Annotated in this window: 11 protein-coding genes; 9 read left to right on the forward strand and 2 right to left on the reverse strand. The window is 68.3% G+C overall.

Annotation, left to right across the window (positions count from 1 at the left end; all coding sequences use genetic code 11):
- The 3 genes from sufC to FHW85_RS17365 are packed head-to-tail and all read left to right on the forward strand — an operon-like array spanning position 1 to position 3,352.
- Positions 1–765, forward strand: coding sequence for a Fe-S cluster assembly ATPase SufC (gene sufC, locus FHW85_RS17355; protein ID WP_168649076.1), 765 nt, complete (start codon positions 1–3; stop codon positions 763–765).
- Entirely contained in the window at positions 762–2,081 is a 1,320-nt protein-coding gene (sufD, locus tag FHW85_RS17360; protein ID WP_168649077.1) for a Fe-S cluster assembly protein SufD, read from the forward strand. Before sufC ends, sufD begins: the two co-directional genes overlap by 4 nt.
- Before the next feature lie 26 nt (positions 2,082–2,107).
- Entirely contained in the window at positions 2,108–3,352 is a 1,245-nt protein-coding gene (locus FHW85_RS17365) for a cysteine desulfurase (RefSeq protein ID WP_168649078.1), read from the forward strand.
- A gap of 306 nt (positions 3,353–3,658) precedes the next feature.
- Here FHW85_RS17365 and FHW85_RS17370 read toward each other — a convergent pair whose 3' ends face one another.
- Together FHW85_RS17370 and FHW85_RS17375 are read right to left on the reverse strand one after the other, a co-directional pair.
- On the reverse strand, positions 3,659–5,686 hold the full coding sequence (locus FHW85_RS17370; protein WP_168649079.1) for a M13-type metalloendopeptidase: 2,028 nt from the start codon (positions 5,684–5,686) through the stop codon (positions 3,659–3,661).
- A 534-nt stretch (positions 5,687–6,220) separates the two neighbouring features.
- Positions 6,221–6,886 carry a transcriptional regulator gene (locus tag FHW85_RS17375; RefSeq protein WP_168649080.1) on the reverse strand — a complete coding sequence of 222 codons (666 nt, stop codon included), beginning with the start codon at positions 6,884–6,886 and terminating at the stop codon, positions 6,221–6,223.
- Positions 6,887–6,983: 97 nt separating this feature from the next.
- Here FHW85_RS17375 and FHW85_RS17380 point away from each other — a divergent pair, with 97 nt between their 5' ends.
- The 6 genes from FHW85_RS17380 to FHW85_RS17405 all read left to right on the forward strand — a co-directional run bounded on the left by FHW85_RS17380 (position 6,984) and on the right by FHW85_RS17405 (position 11,784).
- Positions 6,984–8,378 carry an MFS transporter gene (locus FHW85_RS17380; RefSeq protein ID WP_210427837.1) on the forward strand — a complete coding sequence of 465 codons (1,395 nt, stop codon included), beginning with the start codon at positions 6,984–6,986 and terminating at the stop codon, positions 8,376–8,378.
- 38 nt (positions 8,379–8,416) lie between these two features.
- A complete protein-coding gene (locus tag FHW85_RS17385) occupies positions 8,417–8,995 on the forward strand; it encodes a Fe-Mn family superoxide dismutase (RefSeq protein WP_168649082.1) in 579 nt (192 codons plus the stop codon).
- Positions 8,996–9,102: 107 nt separating this feature from the next.
- Entirely contained in the window at positions 9,103–10,107 is a 1,005-nt protein-coding gene (locus FHW85_RS17390) for a YncE family protein (protein ID WP_168649083.1), read from the forward strand.
- A gap of 48 nt (positions 10,108–10,155) precedes the next feature.
- Positions 10,156–10,704 (forward strand): N-acetyltransferase, encoded by a 549-nt coding sequence (locus FHW85_RS17395; protein WP_168649084.1) that lies wholly within the window; start codon positions 10,156–10,158, stop codon positions 10,702–10,704.
- Positions 10,668–11,036, forward strand: a complete 369-nt coding sequence (locus FHW85_RS17400; protein WP_167252151.1) for a non-heme iron oxygenase ferredoxin subunit — start codon at positions 10,668–10,670, stop codon at positions 11,034–11,036. The genes FHW85_RS17395 and FHW85_RS17400 overlap by 37 nt, the downstream gene beginning before the upstream one ends.
- 235 nt (positions 11,037–11,271) lie before the next feature.
- On the forward strand, positions 11,272–11,784 hold the full coding sequence (locus FHW85_RS17405) for a cupin domain-containing protein (protein WP_168649085.1): 513 nt from the start codon (positions 11,272–11,274) through the stop codon (positions 11,782–11,784).
- Positions 11,785–11,786: the final 2 nt, after the last annotated feature.

Here is an 11,786-nt window from a genome sequence, read left to right on the forward strand (position 1 = left end):
ATGCTGAAGATCGAGAACCTGCACGCCCGCGTCGAGGGCAAGTCCATCCTCAAGGGCCTCACGCTTACCGTGAACCCCGGCGAGGTGCACGCCATCATGGGCCCGAACGGCGCCGGCAAGTCCACCCTGGGCAATGTGCTCTCCGGCCGCGACGGCTACGAGGTGACCGAAGGCTCGGTGAGCTTCGAAGGCCGCGACCTGCTGGCGCTGGAGCCGGAAGAGCGCGCCGCCGCCGGCGTGTTCCTGGCGCTGCAGTATCCGGTGGAAATCCCCGGCGTGAACAACACCTATTTCCTGCGCGCCGCGCTCAATGCGCAGCGCAAGCAGCGCGGCGAGGCGGAACTCGATTCCATGCAGTTCCTCAAGCTGGTGCGCGAGAAGCTGAAGATCATGCAGATCTCCGACGAGCTGCTGCACCGCGCGGTGAACGAAGGGTTCTCCGGCGGCGAGAAGAAGCGCAACGAGATCTTCCAGATGGCCGTGCTGGAACCGAGGCTGGCGATCCTGGACGAGACCGACTCCGGCCTGGACATCGACGCGCTCAAGCAGGTGGCGCAGGGCGTGAACGCGCTGCGTTCGGCCGAGCGCTCCTTCCTGATGATCACCCACTACCAGCGCCTGCTGCATTACATCGAACCGGACTTCGTGCACGTGCTGGCCGACGGCCGCATCGTCGAGAGCGGCGACAAGTCGCTCGCGCTGAAGCTGGAAGAACACGGCTACGCCTGGGTCAACGAGCGCAGCCCCGCCGGAGCGCAGGCATGAGCGAGCCGGCGCGCACGCCGTTCGTCGCCTCGCTGCCCGAAGCGGAGGCGCTGGCGCGCCTGCCCGGCAGCGGCGTCGCCTGGCTGGACGCGGCGCGGCGCGAGAACCTCGACGCCTTCGCCGCTGCCGGCCTGCCCGACACCCGCGTGGAAGCCTGGAAATACACCGCGCTGCGCGCGCTGGCGCAGCGCCGCTTCGCGCATCGCGACGCGCAGGCGGCCACGCGTGCGGTCGATGCCGCGGCGCTGGCCTTGCCGGGTGTCGACGGTCCGCGGCTGGTGTTCGTCAACGGTGCGTTCCGTGCTGATCTCTCTTCGCTGGCCGCGCTGCCCGCGAGCCTGAGCCTGCGTCCGCTGTCGCAGGCGCTGGGCGAGGATGCCGAAGGCCTGCGTTTCGCGCTGTCGCATCGCTACCGCGAAGCCGGCGACGCGTTCGCGCGGCTCAATGCGGCGCTGGCCGGCGACGGCGTGGTGTTGCGCGTCGCCGCTGGTAAAGCGATCGCCAGGCCGGTGCATCTGCTGTTCGCCGGCGCGCCGGCGGAGGGCGACCTGGCCTGGCACCTGCGTACCATCGTCGAGCTGGAAGAGGGCGCCGAACTGGCCCTGGTCGAACACCACGTTTCCCTCGGCGCGCAGAAGCAGCTGGCCACCGTGGTCAGCGACGTGGTGCTGCGCGACGGTGCCCGGCTCGACTATGCCATCGTGCAGGATGCCGCCGAAGACGCCACCCTGATCCGGCGCAGCCAGCTCCGCCTCGGCGCGCGTGCGCAGGCGGCCATGCACGTGCAGGAACTCGGCGGCGCCCTGGTGCGCCACGACCTGCGCGCGGAACTGGCCGGCGACGAAGCGCGCCTCGCCACCCATGGCGTGTTCGCGCTGCACGGCCGCCAGCACGTCGACACCCAGCTGGCGGTGCGCCACGCGGCCTTGAACACGGCTTCCGAATCGATCTGGCGCGGCGTGGCCGACCAGCGTTCGCGCGGCGTGTTCCGCGGCGCCATCGTGGTGGCCGAAGGCGCCGACGGCAGTGATGCCTCGCTCAGCAGCAAGAACCTGCTGCTGTCCGCGCTGGCCGAGATCGACACCAAGCCGGAACTGGAAATCTACGCCGACGAAGTGAAGGCCGCGCACGGCGCCACGGTCGGTCAGCTCGACGAGCGCGCGCTGTTCTACCTGCGCTCGCGCGGCATCCCGCACGCCGAGGCGCGCGCCATGCTGACCGCCGCGTTCTGCCGCGCGGTGCTGCAGGCGATGCCGAACGAGGCGCTGCGCGAGCACGTCTCGCAGCTGCTGCTGGCCCACCTGCCGGCCGAATGAAGCCCACGCCACCGGATCCCCAGCCGATGAACGCCCAAGCCCAGCTTCCCACCGCCTTCGACGTGCAGCGCATCCGCGCCGACTTCCCGCTGCTGGCGCGCAGCGTGCACGGCAAGCCGCTGGTGTATTTCGACAACGCCAACACCAGCCAGAAGCCGCACAGCGTGATCGAGGCGGTGGACCAGCATTACCGTCTGCACAACGCCAATGTCTCGCGCGCCGTGCATCTGCTGGGCGAGGAAGCCACCGCCGCCTACGAGGGCGCGCGCGACAAGCTGGCGGCGTTCCTCAATGCCGGCTCGCGCAACGAGATCGTGCTGACCTCGGGCACCACCCAGGCGATCAACCTGGTGGCTTACAGCTACGCCTTGCCGCAGCTGCAGCCGGGCGACGCCATCGTCACCACCGTGATGGATCACCACGCCAATATCGTGCCGTGGCAGATCGTGGCCGCGCGCAGCGGCGCCACCGTGAAGCCGGCGCCGATCGACGAGCGCGGCGAGCTGATCGTGGAGGAATACCTCAAGCTGCTCACGCCCGAAGTGAAGCTGGCCTGCGTGGGCCATGTCTCCAACGTGCTGGGCACGGTCAACCCGGTGCGCGAGCTGGCGCGCGAATGCCGCAAGCGCGGCATCCCGCTGCTGGTGGATGGCTCGCAGGCCGTGCCGCACCGCCCGGTGGACATGCAGGCGCTGGGCTGCGATTTCTATGCGATCACCGGCCACAAGATGCTGGCGCCCACCGGCACCGGCGTGCTGTGGGCGCGCAAGGAACTGCTGCAGGCGATGCCGCCGTTCTTCGGCGGCGGCGAGATGATCCGCGAGGTGCGCTTCAGCGGCACCACCTTCGCCGAGCCGCCGCACCGCTTCGAGGCGGGCACGCCGAATATCGCGGGCTTCGCCGGCGTGTCGGCGGCGATCGACTACTACGCCTCGGTCGGCTTCGAAGCCATCCACGCGTGGGAACAGCAACTGCTGGCCTATGCCACCGAGCGCCTGCGCGAGATTCCCGGCCTGCGCATCTTCGGCGAGGCCCGGGAGAAGGAGCCGGTGATCTCGTTCCTGATCGACGGCGCGCAGGCGACGGACCTGGCCACCCTGCTGGACCTGCAGGGCGTGGCCGTGCGCTCCGGCCACCACTGCGCGCATCCGCTGATGCAGTTCTACGGCGTGCCGGCCACGCTGCGCGCCTCGCTGGCCTTCTACAACACGCGCGAAGAGATCGACGCCTTCATCACCGCGCTGCTGAAGGTGCGCAAGCTGCTGCTGTAATGCGAGGAGAAATGGCGCTGCGCATTTCGCTCGTCATCCCGGCGCAGGCCGGGATCCAGTGGCGGAAGTGCCCGGTGATATGCCAACGCTCCAAGGCAGTGCCTTTTCGCGCCACGCATCGTTGTAGCGCCTCGCTACTGGATGACTCGCTTCGCTCACCCCTTCGGGGCCACCCTTCGGGTGTTCTTCGCGCTACGCTCGTCCGGCCTGCGCCGGGATGACGACGCTTCGGGCGATTCCGCCAGTCGATAAAGAGAACCCCGCAGGCTCGCACCCGCGGGGTTTTCATATGCATGCCATTCGTGCTTACCAGATCTTCACCTGCTGCTCGCCCGAGCGCACCATCTTGTCCCCCGGCTTGCACTGGAACGCCTGCGCGAACGCCGCCATGTTCGACGGCGCGCCGATCGCGCGGAATTTCGCCGGCGCATGCGGATCGGTGTTGAGCAGGGTCAGCTGCGCGGCATCGCGGATGGTGCCGCGCCACACGCGCGCCCAGTTGAGGAAGAAGCGCTGGTCCTGGGTGTAGCCGTCGATGCTCCGCTTCGCTTCGGCCGGGTTCTTTGCCAGTGCCATCTGCAGCGCATCGTAGGCGGCGTTGAGGCCGCCCAGGTCGCCGATGTTCTCGCCCATGGTCAACTGGCCGTTGACGAACTTGCCGGGCAGCGCCTCGTAGCCGTTGAACTGCGCGGCCAGCTTGGCGGTGCGCTCGTCGAAGGCCTTGCGGTCGGCATCGGTCCACCAGTTGACGTTGTTGCCCTGGGCGTCGAACTTGCTGCCCTGGTCGTCGTAGCCATGGCCCATCTCGTGGCCGATCACCGCGCCGATGCCGCCGTAGTTCAGCGCGTCATCCACCTTGGCGTCGAAGAACGGCGGCTGCAGGATGGCGGCGGGGAACACGATCTCGTTCTTCTGCGCGTTGTAGTAGGCGTTCACCGTCTGCGGCGTCATGCCCCATTCGCTGCGGTCCACCGGCTTGCCGATCTTGCCCACCATGTAGTCGTAGTTGAACTTGGCCGCCGCCTGCACATTGCCGAAGTAATCGCCGGGCTTCAGCGTGAGGCCGCTCCAGTCGCGCCACTGGTCCGGATAGCCGATCTTCGGCGTGAAGCTGGCCCATTTCTCCAGCGCCTTGCGCTTGGTCTCGGCGCTCATCCATTCCAGGTTCTCGATGCGCGACTTGTAGGCGGCGCGCAGGTTGTCCACCAGGCCCTGCGCGCGCTGCTTGGATTCGGCCGAGAAATAGCGCGCCACGTAGAGCTGGCCCAGCGCCATGCCCATGCTGTCGTTGACCGCGTCTAGCGTGCGCTTCCAGCGCGCCTTCATTTCCTTCTGGTCGTTGAGCGTCCTGGCGTTGAAGTCGAAGTCTTCCTGCTGGAAGGCCGTGGACAGGTAGGGCGCGGCGCTGTCCACCGCGTGGAAGCGCAGGTAGGCCTGCCAGTCGGCTACCGGCGTTTGCGCCAGCATCTGGTCGAACTCGGCGAAGAACTTCGGATGCGACAGCGAGAAGCCGTCCTTCACGTCCGCGCCCTGGGCCTGGAAGAACGCGGCCCAGTCGAAGTGCGGCGTGACTTTGCCGGCGTCGGCAAAGCTGACGTAGTGATAGCGGTTTTCCGGCTTGCGCAGTTCCACCGGCGGCAGCGAGGCCGCGGCCAGGCGCGTCTCGAACGCCATCACCGCCTTGGCCTGCGCCTGCGCATCGGCGGCGTTCACGCCGACCAGCTGCAGCGTGCGCGCGACGTGGGCGACATAGGCCTCGCGGATCCTGGCGAAGTCCGGCTTGCTGTAGTACTCGGCGGTGGGCAGGCCCAGGCCGCCCTGGCCGGCGTAGGCGATCTGGCGGCTGGAGTCCTTGAAGTCCGGGCTGCCGGAGAAGCGGAACGCCACACCGTCGCCGCGCGCGTAGCTGTCGCGGATATAGGCGGCGACGTCGGCGCCGTTCTTCAGCGCATCGATGCGCGCGAGCTGCGGCTTGATCGGGTCGTAGCCGGCTTTCTCGATGGCCGCTTCGTCCATGCCGGAGGCGTAGAGGTAGCCGATCTTCTGTTCGATCGAACCGGCCTGGGCTTGGGCCGGATGCCTGGCGGCGGCTTCGGCGATGGTGCGCTGCGCACTCAGGCTGTCTTCGCGCAGGGCGTCGAAGGAGCCCCAGCGGGTGCGGTCCGGCGGGATGGGGTGGGCGGCGACCCACTTGGCGTTGACGAAGCCGTTGAAGTCGGCGCAGGGGGCGATTTTCTTGTCCAGTTCCTTGATGTCGAGGTTGCCGGCGGGGCCGGCGATGGCGACGGTGGACAGCGCCAGGGAGATGGCCAGGGCCAGCTTGATGTGTTTCATGGTGGGTCCCCTTGGGTGGCGGGTGCGGCGGGAGGGCGCGGCTAGCCGCGCAGGCTAGGCAGCCTGGGGAAGTGTTCGACAGTGTCGAAGGTCATTCACGCTGGTCGTTTTGCTCGTCATCCCGGTGTAGGCCGGGATCCAGTAGCGACTAGGTGCGGTTGTCGCGACTTGGCCGCTTATGCAGCGGGCATTTCGGACGCCTGCCGGCGCCCGAGTCACTTTCTCTTTGCTGGCCCAAAGAGAAAGTAACCAAAGAGAAATGGCCTCAAGTCAAAGGCTCGCGACGCGACTAGAAGGAGCGGTGGGCGGCTGCGGTAACTTGATTAACCTGGGTCTACACGAAACATCAGTGCGTTTACGTAGCGGCTGCTTCAACGTGCCGTGGCCGAGAGGACTTTCAGTGACCTAGGCCAGCTTTTGCTCTTCGTTCCTGCACACCTCACGCCATCACCCCTCTCCCCTCCGGGGAGAGGGCAGGGTGAGGGGCGGGGCGGAGTGGTGCGCTGAAGGTCGCGGCAAGCGGCTGCAGATGAATTAGCTGAGTTTAACTGGCGTCAGCACTGGCTTGCGCGGACTGATGCGGTAGACGCAGCGGCGGGCCCCTGCGAGCAGGTGCTGTTCGCGTTTCACGCTTGCTTCTTCGCCGAGCACTTCCTGGAACAGCTCCAGCTCCGCGCGGCAGAAACCCTGGCAGGCGCGCGCGGCGGAGCAGATCGGGCAGTGGTCTTCGATCAATAGCCAGTCGCGGCCGTCTTTTTCCGCGCGGGCCATGTAGCCCTCGCGATCGCGGATGGCGGCGAGGCGGCGGATGCGGTCGGCGAGGGTGCGTGCGCTTGCGGTGGTCTGCAGGTACTGGCGGCGGTTTTCTTCGCGGCGGGCGTCGACCAGTTGGTCGACGCCGGCTTCGCCGAACAGGGCGCGGACGGAGGCGATCAGGTCGACGGCCAGTTGTGCATGGGCGTCGGGGAAGCGGGCGTGGCCGGTGGCGGTGAGGGACCACAGCTGGCGGGGGCGGCCGGCACCGGTGGAGCGTTCCTGTTCGCCGGCGATCAGTTGCTCGTCCAGCAGCTTCTGCACCTGCTGGCGGATCGCCTCGGTGCTGACGCCCAGGGCTTCGGCCAGGGCGGTGCTGCCTTGCGGGCCGAAGGTCTTGAGCTGGCGCAGGATGCGTTCGCTGGTTTCGATATTATCCAAGCTCATGCTTGTTTAATTCCCGTGGTCGGGTTTAATATCCCAAGTCATAACTTGGATATTGGCGCGCCCGGCGCGCATTGTCGAGGAAAGCATGGCAACGGCGATGGCTTCCGCCTCCTGGGCGGATCTTCTTTCGGGGCGCAACGGCGTCCGTTCGGTGGCGCTGGCGGGTGGCACGGCGCTGCATGCGGTCAATATCTACGTGGTGACCACGATCATGCCGTCGATCGTGCGAGATATCGGCGGGCTGGCGTACTACGCCTGGAACACCATGGTATTCGTGGTCGCTTCGATCATCGGCGCCACGCTGGCGGCGGCGCTGGCGGGGCGCTTGGGCGGAAAGGGCGCGTACTTGCTCGGGTTGGCGGTGTTCTCCGTCGGCGCGCTGGTCTGCGCAGCCGCACCGTCGATGCCGTGGCTGCTGGCGGGCCGCAGCCTGCAGGGGCTGGGCGGTGGCGTGCTGGTGTCGCTGGCTTATGTGCTGATCCGCCAGGTGTTCGAGCCGGCCTTGTGGTCGCGTGCGATGGGGCTGGTCTCGGCGATGTGGGGCATCGCCACCTTGTCGGGGCCGGCGATCGGCGGCGTGTTCGCGCAGCTGGGCGAATGGCGCTGGGCGTTCTGGAGCCTGCTGCCGGCGGTGGCGGTGCTGGGCGCTATCGTGCTGGCCTGGCTGCCCTCCGCGCCGGCGGGCGGCGAGCGCGCGGCGGTGCCGGGCGGGCGCCTGGCGTTGCTCGCCTTGTCGGTGCTGGCGGTGTCGATGGCCAGCCTCGCCGCGTCGCGCGCCCTGCAATGCCTGGGTATCGGCATCAGCCTCGCGCTGGCGGCCTTGATCGTGCGCGCGGATCGACATGCGCAGGTACGCCTGCTGCCGACCGGCTCGTATGCGCCTTCGCGTCTGCGCTCGCTCTATCTGGTGATGGCGCTGCTGGTGATCGGAAGCACGGTCGAGATCTTCGTGCCGTATTTCCTGCAGACCATCCTCGGCCACGAGCCGCTGGAAGCGGGCTATCTCACCGCGGTGATGGCGGCCGGCTGGAGCTTCGGTTCCATGCTCAGCGCCGGCCGCGACCGTGCGTTCGGCGCGCGCTGCATCCGCTTCGGGCCGCTGCTGATGGCCGTGGCGCTGGCCTTGCTCGCCTGGCAGTTGCAGCGGCCGGCCGCCGCGGCGCAAGGCATCGGTTTCGGCGCGCTCTGTGTGTTCCTCGCCTGCGTCGGGCTCGGCATCGGCATGGCCTGGCCGCATCTGCTCACGCGCCTGCTGGAAGCGGCACCGGCGGAAGAGGGCGCGCTGGCTTCTTCGTCGATCTCGACGGTGCAGCTCTATGCGATGTCGCTCGGCGCGGCGGTGGCCGGCTGGGTGGCGAATGCCGCCGGCCTCAGCGAGCCGGGCGGCGTGCCCGGTGCGCGCGCCGCGGCGCTGTGGCTGCTCGGCGGCTTCGCGCTGCTGGTCGCGCTGGGCCTGCCGGTCGCGCGGCGCGCGGCGCCGGCCCGCGCCTGAATTCCTCCCCCAACAAAGCACCCCAAGGAACGCTACGCATGGCTATCGAACTGCTGCCGCTGCCTTACGAGCTCAACGGCTTGGCGCCGCATATTTCCGCGGAAACGCTGGAATACCACTACGGCAAGCACCACCGCGCCTACGTCACCAACCTCAACATGCTGATCGCCGGCAGCGAACTCGAAAATCTGGAGCTGGAGGAGATCGTGCGCCGCGCCTCCGGCGCGATCTTCAACAACGCCGCGCAAGCCTGGAACCACAGCTTCTACTGGAACTCGATGAGCCCGCGCGGCGGCGGCGCGCCGCAAGGCCTGCTGGCCGACCTGATCGTGCGCGACTTCGGTTCGCTCGACGCGTTCAAGGAAGCGTTCGCCAAATCGGGCGCCGCGCAGTTCGGCTCGGGCTGGACCTGGCTGGTGCAGCGGCCGGACGGCCAGCTGGCCATCGTCAACACCGCCAACGCCGATACGCCGCTGACCGGCGCCGACCGCCCGCTGCTGGTGGCCGACGTGTGGGAACACGCCTACTACATCGACTACCGCAACGCCCGCGCGAACTACCTGCAGGCGTTCTGGCAGCTGGTGCACTGGGAGTTCGCGGCCGACAACCTGGCCTGAGCGGCGCGCCGGGAAAACTACACACCAAGAAAACCACACGCTAAAAGAACCATAAGGTGCGGTCGCTACGCTCAGGCGTCGACCGCCACCTTGCCGGGACTTTGCGCATGAAAAAGCCGTCCATCCGCCTGCTGCCGCTGCTGCTCGCCGCCACCGTGCTGCCCGCGCTGGCCGCGCCTTCCGAAGCGCCGTATGCCGTCGCCGCGCGCCATGCGCTGGGCGGACCGGGCGGCTGGGATTACCTCAGCCTCGATGCCGCCGCGCATCGCCTCTATATCGCCCGCGACGACCGGGTGATGGTGATGGATACCGCCAGCGGCAAGCTGGCCGGCGAAGTAGCCGGCATGCAGCATGCGCACGGCGTGGCCTTGTCGCCGTCCACGCACGAGGCCTTCGTCAGCAGCGGGCGCGGCGACGAAGTCACCGTGTTCGATACGCAGACGCTCAAAGTCACCCGGCATATCGCGGTCAGCGGCAAGAACCCGGATGCGATCCTGTTCGACGGCGCTTCCGGCCATCTGCTGACCATGAACGGCCGCAGCAACAACCTCAGCGTGATCGACGCGCAGGCCGGCAAGGAGCTGTCCACCGTCGCGCTGCCGGGCCGGCCGGAATTCGCGGTGGCCGACGGTAACGGCCTGCTGTATCTGAATCTGGAAGACAAGAACGCGCTGGCGCGCGTCGACCTCAAGGCCGGCAAGGTCACCGCGGTATGGGCGATGGCGCCGTGCGACGGGCCGACCGGCCTTGCGCTCGATGCGGCGCACGGCCGTCTGTTCTCGGTATGCGACAACGGCTGGCTGATCGTCACCGACGCGCACGACGGCCACCAGGTGGCGAAGGTGGAGATGGGCAAGGGCCCCGACGCGGTGATCTACGATGCCGCGCGCCACACCGTGCTGGGTTCGGCGGGCGAGGACGGCGTGCTCAGCGTGGTGGCGCAGGACGATGCCGATCATTACCGCCTGCTCGGCAACCTGCCCACGCAGAAGAGCGCGCGCACCATGGTGCTGGATCCGTCCACCCACGAGGTCTATCTCGCCGCGGCGGCAGCCAGCGGCAAGGGCAAGCCGGTAGAGGGTTTTCAGGTGCTGGTCGCCGCGCCGCACTGAGCGCGGCGCCATGGCCGGAGAGGGCGCCGCGGCATTATGATTCCGCTCATGCCCACGACCTCTCCCCCCGTGTTCCGCCCGGCCCTCGCGGCCGACGTTCCCGCCATCGTCGCCCTCGTCGAATCCGCCTACCGCGGCGATTCGGGCCGGCTCGGCTGGACCACCGAATCGGACCTGCTCGACGGCCGCCGCACCAATGTCGAAGGCGTGGCCGAGCTGCTGGCGCAGGCCGACAGCGTGGTGCTGCTGGCCGAGCGCGATGGCGAGCTGCTGGCCTGCTGCCACGTGGAGCGCCAGGGCGAGGCCGGCTATTTCGGCATGTTCGCGGTCAATCCGCTGCTGCAGAACGGCGGCATCGGCAAGGCCCTGCTGGCCGAGGCCGAGCGCCACGCGCGCGAGCGCTGGCAGTGCCTGGCCATGCGCATGACGGTGATCGAGCAGCGCGCGGAACTGATCGCCTGGTACGAGCGCCGCGGCTACCAGCGCACCGGCGAATACCGTCCGTTCCCCTATGGCGACGAGCGCTTCGGCATTCCGCGCCGCGACGACCTGCGCTTCGAATGGCTGGTCAAGACGCTCGCCGGAGGCACGGCGTGAGCGAGGACGTCAGCGGCTGGACCTACGTCGGCACGCGCGCGGAACTGCTGCCCGGCGAGTTCAAGGTCGTGTACGACGAAGTCACCCAGGAACCGATCGCCATCTACAACATCGATGGCGAACTCTACGCGGTGCAGGACCTGTGCACGCACGACGGCGGCGACCTCGCCGGCGGCGACGTGCATGGCTTCGAAGTGGAATGCCCGCGCCACGGCGCACGCTTCGACCTGCGTACCGGCGCGGCATTGTGCCCGCCGGCCTATGAGCCGATCGCGAAGTTTCCGGTACGCGAAGCCCTCGGCGGGATCTGGACGCGCGACGACCGCGAGTGAGGTTTACGCTTCGAAGCTGGCGTAGGTTGGGGTGAGCGCAGCGAACCCCAACGTTGCGCGGCGCTGCCAGGCATGGTGTTGGGGTTCGCTGCGCTCACCCCAACCTACGGCGTGAATACAACATGGACGGCGACCGCGGATAAGCGCGTCCACGCCGCGCTGGCGTTTCTTTCATGCGCTCTTGTCCGCGCGCTGCCTAGCATGGGCCGACACTCCGCAGCAGGAGCAGCGATCCATGCGCGAACCCGACAGCTTCATGCTCGACCCGCACGACTGGGTGCCCAACCATCCGCGCCTGCCGGTGTTGATTTATCGCAGTGTGCTGGAAGCGATGGATGGCGAGGCCACCGCCGCCGCGTTCGAGGCGATGTTCAGCCGCCACGGCTGGCCGCCACGCTGGCGCAACGGCGTATACGGTTTCCATCACTACCACTCCACCGCGCACGAAGTGCTGGGTTTCGCCCGCGGTTCCGCGCGGCTGCTGCTGGGCGGCCCGGGTGCGCGCGAAGTGGATGTCGGGGCAGGCGACGTCGCGGTGCTGCCCGCCGGCACCGGGCACTGCAAGATGTCCGGCAGCGAGGATTTCCTGGTGGTCGGCGCGTATCCGCCGCAGCAGGATTGGGATATCTGCCGCGAGGCGGCCACGGACGTGATGCTGCACCGTATCGCGGCCTTGCCGTTTCCCGCGTCCGATCCGGTGCAGGGAAGCGATGGCGCGCTGACGCGCCTGTGGCAGCCGTCGGCCTGAAC

This window comes from Dyella sp. SG609 (assembly GCF_012275375.1).
GTDB classification, from domain to species: Bacteria; Pseudomonadota; Gammaproteobacteria; order Xanthomonadales; family Rhodanobacteraceae; genus Dyella_D; species Dyella_D marensis.

Excerpts from the sequence above, each read along its gene's own strand:
- FHW85_RS17400 (WP_167252151.1), top strand. The coding sequence starts at position 10,668 with ATGGCTGGTCAAGACGCTCGCCGGAGGCACGGCGTGAGCGAGGACGTC.
- FHW85_RS17385 (WP_168649082.1), top strand. The coding sequence starts at position 8,417 with ATGGCTATCGAACTGCTGCCGCTGCCTTACGAGCTCAACGGCTTGGCG.
- sufD (WP_168649077.1), top strand. The coding sequence starts at position 762 with ATGAGCGAGCCGGCGCGCACGCCGTTCGTCGCCTCGCTGCCCGAAGCG.
- FHW85_RS17375 (WP_168649080.1), bottom strand. The coding sequence starts at position 6,886 with ATGAGCTTGGATAATATCGAAACCAGCGAACGCATCCTGCGCCAGCTC.
- FHW85_RS17405 (WP_168649085.1), top strand. The coding sequence starts at position 11,272 with ATGCGCGAACCCGACAGCTTCATGCTCGACCCGCACGACTGGGTGCCC.
- FHW85_RS17370 (WP_168649079.1), bottom strand. The coding sequence starts at position 5,686 with ATGAAACACATCAAGCTGGCCCTGGCCATCTCCCTGGCGCTGTCCACC.
- FHW85_RS17395 (WP_168649084.1), top strand. The coding sequence starts at position 10,156 with ATGCCCACGACCTCTCCCCCCGTGTTCCGCCCGGCCCTCGCGGCCGAC.
- sufC (WP_168649076.1), top strand. The coding sequence starts at position 1 with ATGCTGAAGATCGAGAACCTGCACGCCCGCGTCGAGGGCAAGTCCATC.
- FHW85_RS17390 (WP_168649083.1), top strand. The coding sequence starts at position 9,103 with ATGAAAAAGCCGTCCATCCGCCTGCTGCCGCTGCTGCTCGCCGCCACC.
- FHW85_RS17365 (WP_168649078.1), top strand. The coding sequence starts at position 2,108 with ATGAACGCCCAAGCCCAGCTTCCCACCGCCTTCGACGTGCAGCGCATC.
- FHW85_RS17380 (WP_210427837.1), top strand. The coding sequence starts at position 6,984 with ATGGCTTCCGCCTCCTGGGCGGATCTTCTTTCGGGGCGCAACGGCGTC.